Below are 17,660 nucleotides of genomic sequence, written 5' to 3'. Positions count from 1 at the left end.
ATGTATGAAGGCTACCCCGACTTCCAGCGCATTATTATCTGCGATGCTCAACGTTTCGTCGCCGCGTATCGGCAAAACGACGCCTATTATTTATATCCTCAGGCGCTCAGCATTCTGGCGGCCGACCCGTTGGCTTTCTCGCTGGATATCGTGCGCAGCTACAGTACCGAAAGCCTCTACGGCTGGCTGAATTTCACCACGCAATTGCAGTTCGCCGGTGAACAAAGCCTGCAGGTATTCAAGCAACAGTATCCGGATTGTGCGGTGAAGGCGCTGCCGGTCTTGCCGGGCAGCCTGGGATTCGACGTGCCCATCGACTACCACAGCGAACTGTACGGCCGGCACTACGACACCACCTGGTATTCGGCACAGTGCAGTCAATTCATCATTCTGCTCAATGCGGCAAGCACTCAGTTGATCGAGCGCACCCTGCTCGATGAGACGATAGGCTTCAACGCGCGTCTGGACGGTTTCGTCGAAGGCGTATCGCCGCGTCTGGCCTACCGGGTGGAATTTGATGCCCGTGCGCTGATCCTGGCCCTGGCCGCCGGCGTGGAAGGTGCCCATGCCGTGGGCGATACCGGGATTGTCTTTCCCTACGACGGGCTGACCCTCTACCTCAGCCGCAACCTCACCCACTTGCCGCTCGACATCGACCCACCGCCACCGGCTAACGATCCGGCCGGGGATCTGTTGCTCAGCCAGGCTTTGCTCGATCGGCTATACAACCTGTACGGTGCGCCGTCTGCCGGCCCCGCCGCCGGCAATGTGGCGCAGATCCTTCTGACGCCGCCCCCGCATACCGGCCGGACCCGGTGCGATCTGGCCAATGTCGCGCTGACTCAGCGGCCACTTTGCTTCACGTTGGATCCGTTCGCCGCCGCGCAGCAGATCGCCAAAGTTTCGCCCGATACCATTATCCATCGTACCACCGCACCGCCGCTGCCGGCGGGAGAGCGAGAGATCAACGTCTTTTACGCCTACCCGCTGGGGCTGCAATCCGGCGTTACGATCGATATTCAGCTGACCGTACCGCCCGGCAATATCTACCCGATCGAGCAAACGCAAACGCTGGCGCTGCGCCCCGACCGCACCTGGTTAACCTTCAAGTTTCACAACAGCGCGCTGGATGCACAGCCGTTTTTCTACCAGATCCGCGTGAATTACCCGCAAGACGGCGTTTACCGCACGTTGCCCGGCGAACAACGTCGCTGCGACGAGGATAACCTGGTACTGGATTACGCCGCGCTGCCTTGCCGCTTCCTGACCCTTTATCTCGACCCAACGTTCGCCCAGCAAAGCCGACTTGGCGGCCCCTATTACTCCGCCGACTGGCGCCAAACGTGGGCGCTCAGCGCATCGGCGCCCTATTTCAGCGCACCGATCCTGGGCGACCCGACTTTTGCCGAGGCGACCGCCTATTCGCTTTCCGGCGACGGCGCCGTCCCGTTACCCGCCCCGATCGTGCAAAACGCCACCATCGGCGCCTACAGTTTTCCGCAGTTCGGCGCACAGCAGGCGACGATCACCGTTCGGCTGCCGCCGCAGTCGCTCAGCGCCGTACTGAGTTTTCAGCCGCAGGACAGCGAGCGCACCAGCGACCGCACTTTTACGCATTCGCAGCCGAGCTTCGTCTACAAATGGAACGTCACCTCCATTTTCGCCGCCGGCTTCCGCTACAAGACTCCCACTGGCCCCTGGTCGCCTTATGTCACCGGCGACCAAACGATCGATATCAAGGGTGATACACCATGACCGACGAATTGGATCCGCAACGTACGTTGCAAAACTTCTTTCTTCTTGACCGCGCGCTGGCGTTTCACGACCAAACGCGCCCCAGCGGCTGTTACACCTACGGCAGCTATACGCCGCAGGTGGTGCAGGAAACGCCGGCCGGCAAGATCAGCTCGCTGCATTTGCTGACCAGCCCCGGCGGCGGCCTGGCGACCTTCATCGCACCGAAGCTGCCGGTCGACAGGGCTGCGATCGAGGACTATATCCGCCGCCATTTCGTCCCCGCTCCGGAAACCATCACCCTGGAGCAGGAGGAGATCCAGCAATCGCTGTGGCTGCACTTCGCGCAGCGGCCGGCTGCTGCCGCCTACAGCGTCGAATTTGAACAGTCCAAAATGGCGTTGACCCATGAGGAGTCTGGCCGGCTGGCGGGCGCGATCCAGGGAACAAAAGACCAGGTCTATTTTCTCACTCGCAGCCGATTCAGCGTCGACAGCCGCGTCAATGCCCGTTTGCAGGCCGATTGGGTCGCGTTTGTCACCCTGGCCTTCAACGAGCAGGCGCGGCAACCGGAAGCGATCGCCAGGCTGCTGAACCAACAAATCGACGCCGGCGTCGTCATTGTGCAAGCGCAGTTCGACAATACGCCTTCAGAACAGACGCAAGCTCGCGTTCGCCAGGCGTTGGTAAACACCGCCTCACTGCTGATCGCCAACACGCTACGCAATATCTCGTCGCCAGAACAAATCCCCAACAAGCTGAATTACCAGATCGAATACGACGACACCGTGCCCCAGCGCTATCTGCTGGAGCAGCAACGCGACATTGCCGAACTGCTGAATCGGCTGCCGGCCGACGGCATCATCTCCTTTACCGCTACGCCCCTGCCGGAACCCAGCAGGCCGGATAAGCCGATCGAGCCTCAACGCTGCACCGTCAGCCTGGGATTTGATCCGAAAGGCTTCAATATCATGGCGATAGAGCTGCGCTGGGCAGATCAACAAACGCCGATGGCGTGGCCCAGCTTCCCGCCAGTGACGCTGGAAACGACAGCGGCGGTGAGCGATATCGCACTCAAGGTGACCTTCGCCGATTACACCAGCTTCGAGAGCCGGCTGGCGTGGCAGAACGCCATCGCGCTGACGCCGCAGGATGTGGGTTTCTATAGCCTGCTGTTCGACGCCGAGTCTCTGAAGTCCGAATTCAAAACGATCTCCGGCAGCGCCAGCTATCTCCCGGCGGGCCAGGGCAAGAAACAAAACTTCACCTTCGCCTTTTCCGCCGCGCAGTGGCAAGCCATCTGGTGGATCAACGCCCATGCCGCCGGCCTCAACGGCCGGGTGGACTATCGCTGGCAAGGGAAAACGGCGGCGCTATTCCCCAAAAATTACGACTCCGGCCCCCTGCAGGCCACCACCGGCCCCATCAAACTGCAATACCACAAGTGACATAAACAAGAGGACCGCCCTATGTTAACCACCGCTTTGCAGCAATCGATAAAAATCGACGTCACCGAGTATTTGGGCGTCAAGGAATACGCGTATACCTGCTACGGCGACAGCGACAGCAAGGATATCTTCTATGTGGTGCCGGAGATCCCGGTGTTTGCCAAACGGGATACCAATACGCCGAGCTTCATGTTTTACAAATACCGCAGCGAAGATACGCAAGGCGGCTACGCGCAATTCACCGTGCAGCTGCCGCAGCCGAATGCGGAAATGAAAGACCGCATCCGCCTGCAGCTGTATAACGGCCTTGGCAGAAAAGACGGCCCGCTGGATAAAAAATCCAAGCTCATTGTCGACTACATCAAGGCAAAACAGGCCTATGAAGCGGACCCGGAAAACAACACCAAGAAGACCGCGATGGACCAGGCGCAGAAGAATACCGGCCTGAGCGATGAACAGCTTAACCGGTTTGTCGCGCTCTACGACGGCAACAAGGGCGACGATCAATTCCTCAGCGAACTGATGCCGGCGGACGCTGCGAAAATCGAACTGATGCAGCCGCGCTACACCTCGGCGCAGGCCATGCTGATCCTCGACGGCAACGATAAGTTCTATCGCCAGATCCCAACGCCGCTGTCCCCCTCCGGCCTCGGCGACAACAATACCGTGTTCAGCCTGTCGCTGACCGGGGAAGGCGCCACGCTGTTTGAACAGGTGCTGAAAGGCACCGATAAAAACGCCAGCGTCGGCGTGCGCTTCGACCTCTCCCTGGATGCCTCCATGTCGGCGGCCAAAGTGATCGTCACCTACAACAGCGAGCAGGCCAAGTTCGTAGCGCAAACCATCAACTACCACACCTGGTCGGCCGACGAGAAAAAGATCGAGCAGGAGTTTTACGCCAAGGAAGCGATCAAGGTGGACGTGCGGATCGGGTTGACGGCGCAAGAAATGGGCATGGAACCCGCCGCCTATGATAAATGGAAGGAAAGTCTGCGGAACTGGGGGCAACAGCAGGTCGAGCAGATCCTGAGCAGCCAAACCGGCATCGACATGAGTCTCAATTTGCTGAACGACGCCGGCAGCTTCGAAAAATTCCAGTCCAAAATCTCGCAAACTCTGAGCTTCACCCGCGAATATGAAGAGAACGCCGTGGTGTCCTCCACCATTTACCCGCAAACTCAGCTGCCGTCGATACGCTCAATCGTCGGCGAAGCCGATTTGGATCAGTACTTCAAAGAGTACGATCTCCACGACCCGTTCTATCAGTACATCCAGCCGGAGTTCTTCGTCACCGAAGACATGGCCAAGTATAACATCGCCAATATCGTGGTCACCGCGGTGTACGACGACGATCTCAAGAGCACGCTGACCTTTACGCCGAAGGATCCGGGGCCGAAGAAAACCGACAAGTGGTTTATCAAACCCGAGCTCGGCCGCGCCTACCGTTATCATTACACCGTCAACTTCACCGGCATGCAGGCCAGGCCTTACCTGTCTGGGGACATCCAGGTCAAAGACGATCTGGTGGTCACCATCAACGCGGCGCAAAGCGGCATCGTCTACGCAGATATCTCCACCCTGCTCAACCCGCTGGGCTGGGAGGTCTTCAGCCAGGTCGTGGTCAAGACCCAGTACGAAGACAAAGAGCACAGCGTGCCGCTCAAGCAATACACCCAGGTGATCAGCGACAAGAACCCGCCGGTGCCGTTTATTTATCCGATCGGCACCAACGTGGAAAAGCCGCTTTATTATTCGGCCGACTACTATGCGCTGGACGGCGACAGCCTGACCTACCTCCCGCCGGGCGTGGAAAGCAACCCGCAGCTGCCCGGCTATGGCGAAACGCGCGGCAATCAGATCCTGATCGCCAACGCCCTGCCGAAGCAGCAGAAATACACCATCATCTTCAAACCGTCGCAAAAAGACGTTTCGCTGATCACCTTCGAGATGACGGTGAACTACCCGAAATGGGACTTCTCGCAAACGCAGCCCATTGCGTTAACCGAGTTCGACACCAAGTCACTCACGCAGTACCTGACATTCAACCTGATGCAGCAAGAGAAAGGCAACGAGCCGCAGATCAGCTACACCGCCACGGTCTATTACGGCGATAACCAGGAGAAAACCGTCACCAAGCCGATCACGGGCACCAGCACCATCGTGGTCGTGACCTTCTGACGGCCGGTCTCCGCCGGAGCAAGCACGCCTTGCTCCGGCTCCCTCTCCGATGACGTGAGGTTGCCGCTATGCGCGATCAGGTAATCATGCAAGACATCTGTTTTATTCGAGCGGACCCGGATCGGCCCGTGTATTACTACTGTGCCGCCGCGCCGAGCGTGCAGGTCACCGCAGGCAATCAACCCGATGTCCAACTGCAAATTTTCAGAAACCTCAACCAACCGGACGATCTTTACTACGCCACGCTATCGTTGCAGACCCAGTTGGCCAGTTCGCCCGACGCGGCGCAACGCGCCGCCGACGCCAGCCCGGATATACCGCGCGATGCGATCTTATTGCCGCTGCAGGCGATCGCCTGCAGCGCGACGCTGAATATCCCCGATCTTATCCCCGGGCAGACCAGCAAAACCTCGCTGAGCGACCAGCAATATTGCTACCTGTCCGCCAAACTGGACGACGACGACGATATCCTGCTGCTGGCAAGCCTGATGCGCACGCCGGCCTCGACGCCGATCGCCGTCAGTTACAAAATCGACTACCTGCAGCAACTGCCGCCGGCCACCTTCGAGCTGGAAGCCAACTGGGACCAGGTTTACCGTTACCTGCAGCGCTCGATAGGCTTTAACCTGCTGATCTTTAGCGTCGGTATCGAGCAGACATCCGCCCAGTTGATCAGCGAGAAAATCGTCACCGTCAAAGTCAGGGACACCGATCCCGACGGCCATATGGCGCAGGCGGCCGCCGAACTGACGCAGATCCTCACCAGCCAGTTCTTCACGCCGGTTATCGCCAACGAACCGCAGCAGACAAGCCCCAAAGCCGGCTTTTATCTACAACAGGTCTCGGTTGAAAACATCGATCAACGCCGCCTGAGCGGCAAGATCAGCGAAACCACCGTCGTGCAGCGTTCGCTCTATCCGCAGGCCCTGTTCGCCCAGTTGGTCAACGGCACGGACTATCAGGCCGATCGCGCGATCGTTAAACGCGATCTGCAGGATGACTTTTTCGCCTATCGCGAGGTGCGGGTCAGCCTACTGTCGGATGCGCTTGACGCCAATATCCTGCTGGTGACGGCCCGGTTGCGCTATGGCTCAAACAGCCGACAGCTGAAATTTACCCGCGACGACTTCGGGCCCAAACCGTTTAAGGAACCCAGCCTGATCGACCCGAAAACGGGAAAAATGCTGTGGCCGGTCGAGTATGACTTCACCGTGTACTTCAACCAGTCGATAGGCGGCGTGACTTCGGTCAGCTCCGGCAGCCTGCAAACGGAGATGAGCGAGGTCTTTCTGGACGTCGAGTCGCTCTACGGCCGCTATGATTTCGCGATCGAAGCGGCGCAACAGTTTGACTGGCAGCGCTATCAATCCGTGCTGGTCACGCTGCGCTATCGCCACCGGCAACAGCCGAACAGCAGCGTGTCGCGCAGCTTCCAACTTGACCAGACCAGCCCGCGAGCCCACTACCCGGTCATGCTGCCGGAGCCGGACGAATACCAATTCGACGTCGACAAAACCTACAGCGCCGCCGTCAACTCACCGCATATTTCCGCCGAGTTGCAAGAACCGACCGGTCAGGACGTCTACCTGTTCTCGACCCTGTATCGCCAGCGCGTGCTGACGCTGTCGGCCGACATGGACTGGCGCCGGGTGGAAATGGTCATCGTTTCCGCCAGCTACGCCTGCACGCCGGCGGAAACGCTGCAGCAGGTGTTTCAATTTACCGAATCCGATGCCGCCCCGCGCTGTTTCAGCGCCGATCAGCTTGATCCGGAGCAGATGAGCGTCGATCTGGATATCTGGTTTACCTATCAACCCGGCGAAGGCGGCGATCGGCCCGAAAACGTGCAGTGCTCGACCGACGCCAACGCTCTCGATCTCGCCACCCTCAGTTAACTAAGGAAACGCCATGTTATTACTCAGAGCCAAAACCGCCACCATCAACAACATCACCTTCTTCGCCGACGATTCAGACGATAACCAGTTCTGGTATCTGCCCGGTGATATCCACATTGCGCAGAAGTCGGGCGAACCGGTGTTTTCGCTGATCAAATACACCGGCGACGCCAGCGATCCGCAAGGGGGATACATCAACTTCGAGGTCAATACGGCGATCGACGAAGCGGTGTTGAACCGTGCCTTCAACGACTATCTGCGCAAACTGAACGTTGATCCCAAGAATGCCCGCAAGGCCCAGGTGCCGTATGATAAAGGCACGGTGAACTTCTTCGTGCTCGACGCGGGCGCCACCAACGGTGAGCTGATCAGCGCCCCTTGCCCCAGCCTGTTCGGCAACAACAGCGCCATTTTCAGCGCCAAGCTGACGCCGTCCCAGGCGGTGATCCTCGAAGCCGCGTTCACCCAGGCCAAGGCGCCGGCCGCCGTCGCCTATAACCTCAGCTTCACCGGCATCACGCCGGCGCTGAAGGTCGAAGTGACCGCACAGTTCGAAAGCATCTACAAAGAATTCGATCTGAAATTCGGCGCCAACATTCCCATTCCGGTTGAGACGCCGGCCAGCTTCTGGCTGGGCTTCGACAGCGTCATCAAAAAACTGCAGCAGGATCAGAAACTGGTGATCAAGGTCACCGAAAGCATGCCGGGCGACGAAGAGGCCAAAGAGAAAGAGTGGGCACTGCAGTTCGTCAAGGAAGAGATCTTGAAAAGCTTTTTCAGCGCCACGCTCAAACCTAACGACGACAGCAACCCGCAGGCGAAATCCGCCAGCGACGCCATTCTGGATTCGCTGATCGCCAGCGACAAGAAAGAAGGCGAAGAAGCCGGCAAAGGCGGCCTGTTCCCCAGCGCTTCGCTGGAGATCAAGCTGGTGCGGATCGAGGAAACCAAAAGCCTGAACTTCAACTACACCTCGTCGAAAGCCCTCAGCCAGTCCGCCGTGCCGCAAAACTTCATCGGCAGCGATATCCTGCACGCCCAGAAAACCGCGCCCTACTTTATTCAGGTCAACGTCAACGATCCGTTCTTCCAACAGCTGGATTTGACCGTGCTCGGGCCGGACAGCTTCGAGGAGTACGGTATCAAGGCCGCCACCTTCAACATCCGTTACAACAACCAGGTTTATACCGGCGCGCCTTTCACCAACGATGACGGGACATGGACCAAACGCATTGCCCGCAGCAGCGATAAGAACGAGCTGTTCCATATCACCAGCGAATTCGCGTTCAAATCCGCAGCCTCCTCGGGCTGGGAAGGCAGCAGCAGCTATCAGCCGCAGTCCAAATCGGCCTCGACCCTGTTGAACATGGATCCCGGCTCGGTGCTGTCTTTCAACGAGATCAGTATCTTCCTCGACCGCAAATTCTCGTGGGAAAACTGTAACCAGGTCATGGTGGAGCTGAGCTATCAGGACGACAAAGGAAGCCGCAAGACCAAGAAATATACCTTTACGCAAGGCGCGCACGAGAGCCAAACGTTCAAATACCGCTGTCTGACGGAGAAGCCCTGGGCGGTCAATTACACACTGATCTACTTCCTGGTTGGCGGGGAAACCGTCGAACGCAGCGGCAGCGAAAACCCGCCGGCGATCGTCATCCCCAACCTGGTTTAGGTGAGCACCATGATCGATCGCAACGCAGTGTTACCCGCGGCATGGAACGCCCTGGTCAACGCCCTGTGCAAGGAAGCGCCCCATTTGCAAAACACGCTGGCCCCGGACGTCGCCCGCTTCAGCCGGACGAAGGCGACGCCCGGCGGTTTGTCCGTCGCGTTTACCACCAGCCTGCTCGGTTATAACGGCAGCCCGCTGGAGTTCACCGTGTCGTCGGCCAAACCGCAGGGGCTCGCCTGCACGCTGGATCCCTTTTTACCGCGCTATGCGCAGCGCCGCAGCGCCGGCGCCTTTGCCCGACACTGTGAGGCGCTCACCGCGGCCCCGCTCGCCGATCCCGCCAACAGCCTGGAGGCGGTGCGACGTATGCAATGTGCAAGCGTTCAGCCGCTGCGTTTCGGTGCCTGGCTGGGGCGAAAATACGCCCCGGACGCGATCAAAACCAAGGTCTACGTTGAAACCCCCGCGGACATGGCGGCCGCACCCGATGGCTTGCAAGGGCCGCTCACCGCCGAGGCCCGCCGCGCGGCGGGATTGACGCTGCTGATGGTGGGGTATTACCCGGAATCTGCCGACTCTCCGCGCGAATATTACTACCAGTGGCACAGTGCGCGGATCACGCGTGACGATATCCTCGCCGTCATGCGGCTGTTCGAGGGAGAAAGCCGTTTTTCCGCCCTGATGCCGCTGCTGGACCGCGCGCTGCGGCAGCAGGACAGGCGGGACTTCCCCCCGACCACCTACGGATTCAGTCTGGGATACGCGCCGGACGGCAATCTGGAGAGTTTTACGCTGTTCGCCATGGCGGCAAGTTTTTTCGGCGACAACCGCCGCGTTTTCGACGGCATCACCGCGCTGCTGGCGCCCGATGGCCAAGCCATGCCGCTGCTTAACCGCGCGGTGAGCGAACAGGTTCCGTTGCAGTACAACGTCGTCGGCTTTTCCTGCGATCGCCAGGGCAATCACAGCGTCAGCTGCACGTTCAGCCCGCAAAACGCGCATTTCGAAATCCTGCCATGCAAAGCGCGCGAAACGGCACCGCTTGTGCCATTGCCGTTGGCGGAGCTGTTGGCGCAGCAGTGTGCCAGCGGCGCCTTTCCCTCTCATGTCAGAACGCCGGATGGCCGCTGGCACAAGGATGAAAATGCTTTTGTCACCGCCCAGGTGCTGCGCACGCTGGATTATACCGCCCAGACCGCGCCCCATATCGAGCTGGCGCTCGACTTTTTGCTCGGTTGCGAGAGCCGCCCGCACCACTTCCATTTTTGGCCTGCCGGCAAGCACCCCGCCTGGATGGCGGGCCAGCGGATCGACGCTGACATCGACGATACCGCCATTATCACTGAGCTCTTGTATCGATTTCATCGGCGCTCGTTGGCGCAAGCCAGACAGACGCTGGCGCAGATGCAGGCTTATCAGGTACAGCGCGTCGAACGGCGGCTGAAGACGACGCCCTATCCCTGGGCCGAGTGTTACGCCTTTCACACCTGGATGAAAGACGACGGCGACATCACGCAACTGGACTGCTGCGTGAATACCAACGCGCTGATTTTAATCCATACGTTGACCGCCGCTCACGGCAGCCCGCCGCCGGCCTATCCGCGCATTATCCAAATGCTGAATCAGGCGGTGAGCTGGAGCGACGGCGATTACAACCGCCTCAACGCGTTAACGCCCTATTATGCCCACCCGCATGAGTGGCTAAGTACGCTGGAATACGCCAGGCGGCAAGGGGTGCCGCAGCTTGCACCGGCGATCGATGCGCTGGCCGCCTGGCGCTTGCCGGCGACCAACGACGAAAGCCCGCTCTATCGCCGTCACGACGGTCATTTTCTTTGGACTTCCGCCTGCCTGAACCAGTTCAGACATCTGGCACGCCTTTCTTCCCTGGAGGATCGCTATGAACATCTTTCTCAATGATCTGGTGACGCTGAACAAGGTCATTTTGGACAACGCGCGCGAACAGTTTCCCGACGCCGAAGCCCCCCGTCTGCGCTACCGCGCCGCGCCCGCGCCGGTGGCCGACGAACTGCAGGCCGATGTTTGTACCGAAGTCGTCTCGGGAGAGACGCGCTATCGCATCGCCACCAGCAGTGACGGTACGCGCTGGCATATGACGGTGGATTTCGCGCTCAGCCGCGCCGTTCAGCAGGTGCCCTACGTGGTGCTGACCTTCAGCACTTTCGGCAAGGTTGAAGAAATGATCTTCGAACAGGTTTTGCTGGACGTCCCGCCGACCCGCTACCGCGCCCAGCTCGACCTGGACCGCCTGGAACAGCGTGACGCGCTGCTGCGAGCGCTGTCGGATTATGACTCGCAAACCACGCTGGTGGTCGCCATCGTCACCGATAACGGGCTCCTCAACACCATCACCTCGCCGAAAGTCTTCTACTTCGCCGAGAACTACTATCCCTATATCTATCAGGGCATCCTGCCGCCGCCACCGCGCCTGCAGCTGATCCTCACGCCGCTGGCCTTCGGGCAGCTGTGGTACAACTACTATCAGGACTATGTACGAAAAAACTATCTTTATTACCTGCCGGATACTTTCCTGCTGGCGACCAACGCCGCCGACGACGACAAACCGATGCTGTCTATCTCGTTTTCTGCAGCGCCGCACGCGACCTCGCTCAATGATGTCGAGGTGACGTTCGACTATTTCCTGTCACCCAAGGTCAATCAGGCGCGCATCGGCGACGCCACCGCACAGTTCACGCAGATGCAGCCGGACGGCAAGCTGGCACCGTTCGCCAACGCGGACACCCTGACGCTGCTGCTGGGGCTGCCGGACGGCAAAACGGAGGAAAAAAACGCGCTGATCAATCTGCAGAGCGGTATCGTGGATTCATTCACGCTGCCCGCCAGCCAATTTGGATTAATTTGGGATGCCTTCTTCGATCGGTCGCCGCAAAACCTGCTGCTCAAGGGGTATCTGGCGGTGCAATTCACCGGCTTCAACCCGGATAATCTGCCCGTGGCGCTGGCGCTGGACGCCAAATACCAGAACAGGCTGCCCGATTTCATCAAGCAATCCGCACCGGCGGACATCAATAAGACCGTGGAATTCCGCAGCGATGCCGGCGCCTACGATCCCGCCGGGCCGCGGCCGATCAAGCGCATGCTGGTCAGCATCGACAATCAGACCATTGAGCTGGACAAGGAGCACCCCGTTCAATCGGTTAACGTGAAGATTTCCGTGCTGGAACTGATCCTGCATCCGGACAAGAAGCTGGTGTATCACTACGATTTGCAGATTATCTACGTCGACGGCGGCAAAAAGTCCTCCTACGACAATACGTCCAGCTTCGAGATTATTTACGTCCCCTGAACGGGGAGAGAATGGCGGCGCGGCCGGGCGGCATCCAGCCCGACGCGCCGGAACAGAGGATCAGCGTTTTTTCTTTTTGTTGAAATCCAGCTCGAAGGCGAACACCGCGCTCTGGATTTTGCGCTCCATCGCCAGCCCCAGCTTGAGGAAGCGGCATGACAGGCGCGAGAAGTGTACCACCTGATCGTTGTCGTCAGTTTCCTGATCGTCGTTGACCACCACCAGCTCCATGTTGACCTTGAAGCTGCCGTAGCTGCCCAGATCCAGCAGCGCTTTCTTGAACTGCAAACCCGGCTGGAAGAATTCCGGCAGCGGGCCGTCGAAGCGCAAACCGACGCCGCCGGCGGACAGATCGTGGATCCGCAGCTCATAAGGCGTACCGTCCGGGTATTCGCCGGTGCAGAAGAATTGACGCCAGTGCGGCGTGGTGATGCGGAACTGGCGACGGCGCTGAATGTAAACCAGCTCCTGCGGCAGACGGGTCGAGCAGGCCTGGACGCCCTGATGTTCGGTCAGCTCCGCCTGGCCGACGGAAAACTCGATTTTGGCGTCGTTGCTTTCAATCACGATGGTGCAGGCGCCGTCGATGGCGCTCGCGGCTTCCTCACCGCTAAACACGATATTGTCCGGCCCGACGCTCAATAACAGACTTTGAAACCGGTGCTGCTGATTTTCTACGCGCAGCGGCGTGCGTTGTTTGCAAATTTCACGCAGAATCGCCAGAACTTCAAAACGCTCCCGTTTGATAAACAGTCCGTTATCGCTGTGCTCCACACGTCTCTCCTGACTTTTTTTCTAATGACGTCTTACGTATTCCTTACGGTTATCATCTCTGGGAATATTCCTAAAGTCAAATTTGCCAGCGTTGCCAGGCCTGCGGCAACAGGCGCGCGAAACGTTTCGCCCACGCCTGCTGCCCGCGTTCGTCGGCGATCAGATCCTGGCGAATTTCGATGCCGACATAAGGCAAACCGCGGCGTTCCGCATGAACCGGCAACGTATAGTCGGTGGCGTCCGTCATCGCATAAGGTTCGTTGATGCCCACCTGCAAATCCCCCTCTTCACGCAGTAGCTCGGCCAGCAGATGGGCAAACTCCGGGTAGCGGTTAAACAACAGCCCCACCTGCCAGGGGCGCGATTCCCCCTTGAATACTGGCGTAAAGCTGTGCATGGCGATCACCGCCGTCGGCAGTTCACGCAGTTGACGTTGCCCTAAATGATCGTCAATGGCGTGGTGATACGGCAAAAACACCTCGCGCTCGCGCGCCAGCGCGTGTTCGGCGTCGATACCGATATTGCCGGGGATCGGCGTCAGCTCGGACAAGTGCGGGATCGAGCTGGCGATGCCGGGCGCCCGGTTGCAGTCGATCACCAACCGCGAATAGCGCTGATGGATCAGCGTTGCGTCCAGCTGGCGGCTTAGATGGCGCGACACGCTCAGCGCGCCGATATCCCAGCCGATGTGGCGTTCGATCTCCCCGGGCGGTAAGCCGAGATCGCCGAGGGCTTGCGGTATCGCCTTGCCGGCGTGATCGCACAGCAGCAAAAATGGCGCTTTGCCATGCGGGATTTCAACGGCGGCGGCAGAGGGTTCATCGGCGGACAATAACGGCGGGATAAACGAGTGAGGCATGCAAGGCTCCGGCGGTTGAAAGCGAAACGTTTATCGTAGCGCTATCCCGTCGCCGGCCCCAAGGTCGTGCTTAGATCAAAAAGGCATGAGTCAGACTACAATCATGCCGTCTCGGCTGGCTGTGGCTGATGCACTGCAATATAACGCTGATAGCGCGACGGCTTGAGCCGCGTGGTGTCCACCAGCACCAGCCCATCGATGCAGTTGTTGAACGCCGGATCGGTGCCGAAGTCGATAAACTGCACCCCGCCCGGCTCGCACAGCTCGGTGTACTGTTTGTACAGCGTCGGGATCGAACAGCCGATGTTGCTGAGCAGGCTCTTCAGCCGCACCAGATCTTCCTGGTAGTTGTCCCCGGCAAACTGCGCCAGCACCTGCGGCAGCGACGCCGGATAAGGCCGGCGCGACTGCGCGAAGGCATGATCCGGCGAGAAGTAGAGCCGATAGAAGGCGATCAGCAGATCGCGCGCCGCCAGCGGCATGCCGCCGGAGATCGACACCGGGCCGAACAGATAACGGTACTGCGGGTATTTCGACAGGTAGGCGCCGATGCCCAGCCACAAATAGTCCAGCCCGCGTTTGCCCCAATAGGCGGGCTGAATGAAGCTGCGCCCCAGCTCGATGCCCTGCGCCAGGATCGGTTCCATATCGCGGTCGTAGTGGAACAGGCTGTTGCTGTAGATGCTTTCCAGCCCTTTGCGTTCGATTTGTTCGGCGGTAGGGATAAAGCGATAGGCGCCGACGATCTCCAGCTCCTCCTCATCCCACAGCACCAGGTGATAATAGTCGTCGTCGTAGCTGTCCAGATCGCGGCGGCGGCCGGAGCCTTCCCCTACCGCACGGAAGGCGATCTCGCGCAGGCGACCCAGTTCGCGCAGGATCGGCGTGCGCGCTTCGTCGTGGCGGCGGTAGAGGTAGATGGTTTTACCGTCCGGCGTCACCCCCAAGCGTTCGCAGTTCGCCAGCGCTTTTTTCAGCTCCAAACGCTCTTCCGGCAGCGCGATCGGCGATTCGCTGGCGAACAGCCCCGGCTTGCCCTGGCCCAGGCGATACACATGGCGGCGAAAACGCTCCGCCAGATCCTTGGCGCTGGTGTGACCGTCATGCCAGTTGGCGAACGGCACGCGGCCGCCGATGCGGATCTTGATGCGCCCGCCCCGCTGCTGGAACATTTCGCGCACCAGCAGCAGCGTCGACAGCGGCCGGTAGACCAGCGAGGTAAAGTAGAACAGGTTGCTGTTGCGCGCGCTGATATGAATAGGCACGATCGGCGCGCGCGCCTTGGCGGCCAGACGCAGAAAGCCAGTATGCCAGTGGCCGTCGCGGATGCCCTTCGGGCTCATACGCGACACTTCGCCTGCCGGGAACAGGATCAGCGCGCCCTGATTGTCCAGCTGCTGCTGCATGCCTTCAATCTGCTTGCGGCTGGTTTTATAAGCGACGTTATCCACCGGCACGAACAGGTTGCGCAGCGGTTCGATGTAGGTCAGCAGCTGGCTGGCCACCACTTTCACATCCGGGCGCACCGCCGCGACGGCGCGCAGCAGCACCAGGCCGTCGAGCGAACCGATCGGGTGATTGGCCACGAGCACCACCGGCCCCTGGCTCGGAATGTTTTCCAGATCGCCGTCCACCAGCTCGCAGCTGAGGTTGAAGTAGTCCACCACCTGCTCGATCAGATCAAGCCCTTTCAGGTGGGGATAGTCGGCGGCGAACTGTTTGAATTCTTTTTCGAAGAGAAGGGTTCTTAGCAGGCTGCGCTGCCAGGCAGGGGTATTGCGGTGTGGAAATGCATCTTGCAACAGAGAATCCAGGCTGAACATCGCGTTATCTCCTGACGTAGTCGCTGCAAACTTAAGCCAGAGCCGTGACTCTGACGTGTCAGTTACATGACAATAAAATGAATCCATCGACTATCAGGTATAGCAAAGTAATGGCGATTTGGGAGCGAAAGACGCATTTTCGCCCCCATTGCCCCTCACATCGGCGCCAGCAACGCTTCGATGCGGCGGTTCACCGCTTCTCGCAGGCGCAGCAGCGGCCCGGCCTGGTGCGGATAACGCTTGAAGGTGATGCGCATGCCCAGCTCGCGTTCGATCAGCGCCTCCACCGTCGCCCGGTCGGTCAAACTCTCCAGCAGCTGCAGCGCGCGCATATCCTGCAGCCCCTGGTGCAGCACCCGCAGGCGTAGCGACTCCACCGGCTGCAGATCCTCGCCCGGATAGACCACGAACGGATCGCCGGAGGGAAACGCATGGCCGCTGTCGGTCACCGCGTACGGATTGATGCGCTCGCGCGAATGGGCGCTGTTATAGAAGTTGAATCCCCAATGCAGGAAGCCGGCAATGCGGTACAGATACAGCTGCACGCCCAATATGCGGTTGCGCGCCGAAGGCTGGGCGAAGAACCGATTGGCGACCTCGGTTTTCTGCACGCAGCAGTAATAGGCCCACAGGCCGGGCACCCGGTGTTCGATAAAGGGATCGATATGATCGGTCGCGGCGACCGGGGTTTCCACCAGGCCTTGCTGATAGAAAGCGAAATCCGACAGCGCGTCGAAGGTGCGGAAGCCGTCCAGCAGCGGCCGCAGCGCGGCGGCGGCGCGCCGGTAGGCCGCCAGGTTGTCCAGCGTCGGCTCATCGGAAACATGGAACCACACCTGCCGTTCCAGCCCCCGTTCGCGGAACCAGGCGGTCAATTCGGGCAGCAGCGCCTGCAGGAAACGCTGATACGGTTCGCCCTGCGCATCGGTGTGCCAGCCGAAAAGCGGTCGCGCCTCGCCCTGCTCCTCCACCACGATCTTCGGCGCATGCGCCGCGCCCCATTGGGTAAACAGCGGCGCGATTTCGAAGTGCTCGATGCCCTCTTCCTGCGCCAGCGCCACCCACTGCGCCAGGCGGCTGAAATCGAAGCCATACCCCTGCGCCGAACGCGTCACCCTCACCAGCTGCACCGTGGTGCGTTCGCCGCCGACGGCGGTATCCAGCGGCGGCGTAAACAGCGGCGTCAGCAGCATATTGACCCCGGCGCGCACCGCACAGCGCACAAAGTGGCGCACTGCGCGCCAGTAATCCGGGCTGAACACCGCCAGACGGTAGTAATCCGCCAGGCAGTCGGTGTGCAACCACTCGGTGTGCAACAGCGTTTGCGGTGGCAACGCCGCCGGCACCAGATGCAGCGTCAGCGTGGCCTCGGCCAGCGCCTCGCCGCTCTGGGCATCCAGCAGCCGCAGGGTCAACGGAAAGTCGCCGGCCAGTTTCGCGTCGGCCGGCGGCGTCAGGGTCAGCCACAGGCTGCCATAATAGCGGCAGGCGGCGAAAAAACGCCGTTGCGGCAGCGGCATCAGCGGATCGGGAAATAAGCCCGGCTCGGTCGTCAGGTAATTCTCGTCGGTCTCGCGATAACAGGGAAAACCGCTCGGCACCGATTGCACCTGGCGCACGCTGATATACTCCGCCAGCTGCCCGTCGAGTTGATAACACAGCTCATGGCGGGTTTCGTTGCCGGGCGTTTGCAAACAATACACCGCCTGCCAGGAAAGCACCTCGTTATTTAACCCGCTCAGCCTTTCCTCCACGGAAATAGGCGGCACGCTGTGGCGATGAAATACTTTCTCCAGGCAATGAGTAAATACCAGAGACAGGCGCATGATGTTCGGCCCTCTTTATTTTTAATGAATAAACACGGTGAAATTCAGGCTAGCGCCTTTTATCGCCACAGACAATAGCCGGTAATAAAAATCGTTCCCACGCCCTTCTTTGACTGCCGCGAC

At 59.8% G+C, this 17,660-nt stretch carries 11 protein-coding genes; 7 read left to right on the top strand and 4 right to left on the bottom strand.

Going from position 1 to position 17,660, the window contains the following annotated elements:
• The 7 genes from WCL58_RS02710 to WCL58_RS02680 all read left to right on the top strand — a co-directional run bounded on the left by WCL58_RS02710 (nucleotide 1) and on the right by WCL58_RS02680 (nucleotide 12,255).
• The gene (locus WCL58_RS02710; RefSeq protein WP_336850428.1) at nucleotides 1–1,755 is read left to right on the top strand and encodes a hypothetical protein; all 1,755 of its coding nucleotides are present in this window, start codon (nucleotides 1–3) and stop codon (nucleotides 1,753–1,755) included.
• Nucleotides 1,752–3,182 (top strand): hypothetical protein, encoded by a 1,431-nt coding sequence (locus WCL58_RS02705; RefSeq protein ID WP_142109956.1) that lies wholly within the window; start codon nucleotides 1,752–1,754, stop codon nucleotides 3,180–3,182. Before WCL58_RS02710 ends, WCL58_RS02705 begins: the two co-directional genes overlap by 4 nt.
• Before the next feature lie 21 nt (nucleotides 3,183–3,203).
• Nucleotides 3,204–5,360: a hypothetical protein gene (locus tag WCL58_RS02700; RefSeq protein ID WP_336850426.1), complete on the top strand. Its 2,157-nt coding sequence runs from the start codon at nucleotides 3,204–3,206 to the stop codon at nucleotides 5,358–5,360.
• 128 nt (nucleotides 5,361–5,488) lie between these two features.
• The gene (locus WCL58_RS02695) at nucleotides 5,489–7,255 is read left to right on the top strand and encodes a hypothetical protein (protein WP_204275787.1); all 1,767 of its coding nucleotides are present in this window, start codon (nucleotides 5,489–5,491) and stop codon (nucleotides 7,253–7,255) included.
• 13 nt (nucleotides 7,256–7,268) lie between these two features.
• Entirely contained in the window at nucleotides 7,269–8,927 is a 1,659-nt protein-coding gene (locus WCL58_RS02690; protein WP_060418681.1) for a hypothetical protein, read from the top strand.
• A gap of 9 nt (nucleotides 8,928–8,936) precedes the next feature.
• On the top strand, nucleotides 8,937–10,847 hold the full coding sequence (locus tag WCL58_RS02685; RefSeq protein ID WP_336850425.1) for a hypothetical protein: 1,911 nt from the start codon (nucleotides 8,937–8,939) through the stop codon (nucleotides 10,845–10,847).
• Nucleotides 10,828–12,255, top strand: coding sequence for a hypothetical protein (locus WCL58_RS02680; protein ID WP_087762752.1), 1,428 nt, complete (start codon nucleotides 10,828–10,830; stop codon nucleotides 12,253–12,255). The genes WCL58_RS02685 and WCL58_RS02680 overlap by 20 nt, the downstream gene beginning before the upstream one ends.
• A 60-nt stretch (nucleotides 12,256–12,315) precedes the next feature.
• Here the strand turns inward: WCL58_RS02680 and WCL58_RS02675 are convergent, their stop codons facing one another.
• The 4 genes from WCL58_RS02675 to WCL58_RS02660 all read right to left on the bottom strand — a co-directional run bounded on the left by WCL58_RS02675 (nucleotide 12,316) and on the right by WCL58_RS02660 (nucleotide 17,537).
• Nucleotides 12,316–13,029 carry a flagellar brake protein gene (locus WCL58_RS02675; RefSeq protein ID WP_049199733.1) on the bottom strand — a complete coding sequence of 238 codons (714 nt, stop codon included), beginning with the start codon at nucleotides 13,027–13,029 and terminating at the stop codon, nucleotides 12,316–12,318.
• A gap of 76 nt (nucleotides 13,030–13,105) precedes the next feature.
• Nucleotides 13,106–13,888 carry an N-formylglutamate amidohydrolase gene (locus tag WCL58_RS02670; protein WP_084827747.1) on the bottom strand — a complete coding sequence of 261 codons (783 nt, stop codon included), beginning with the start codon at nucleotides 13,886–13,888 and terminating at the stop codon, nucleotides 13,106–13,108.
• A gap of 101 nt (nucleotides 13,889–13,989) precedes the next feature.
• Nucleotides 13,990–15,711 (bottom strand): ornithine lipid synthase OlsF, encoded by a 1,722-nt coding sequence (olsF, locus tag WCL58_RS02665; RefSeq protein WP_049199741.1) that lies wholly within the window; start codon nucleotides 15,709–15,711, stop codon nucleotides 13,990–13,992.
• Between the two features lie 155 nt (nucleotides 15,712–15,866).
• Complete coding sequence (locus tag WCL58_RS02660; protein ID WP_336850423.1) at nucleotides 15,867–17,537, bottom strand: DUF4091 domain-containing protein; 1,671 nt, start codon at nucleotides 17,535–17,537, stop codon at nucleotides 15,867–15,869.
• Between the last annotated feature and the right edge of the window lie 123 nt (nucleotides 17,538–17,660).

This window comes from Serratia sp. TMDUHS_CL, assembly GCF_037137105.1.
Lineage (GTDB): Bacteria > Pseudomonadota > Gammaproteobacteria > Enterobacterales > Enterobacteriaceae > Serratia > Serratia nevei.
Note: the sequence above shows the minus strand (reverse complement) of the source record. Positions and strands in the feature narration are given on the sequence as shown.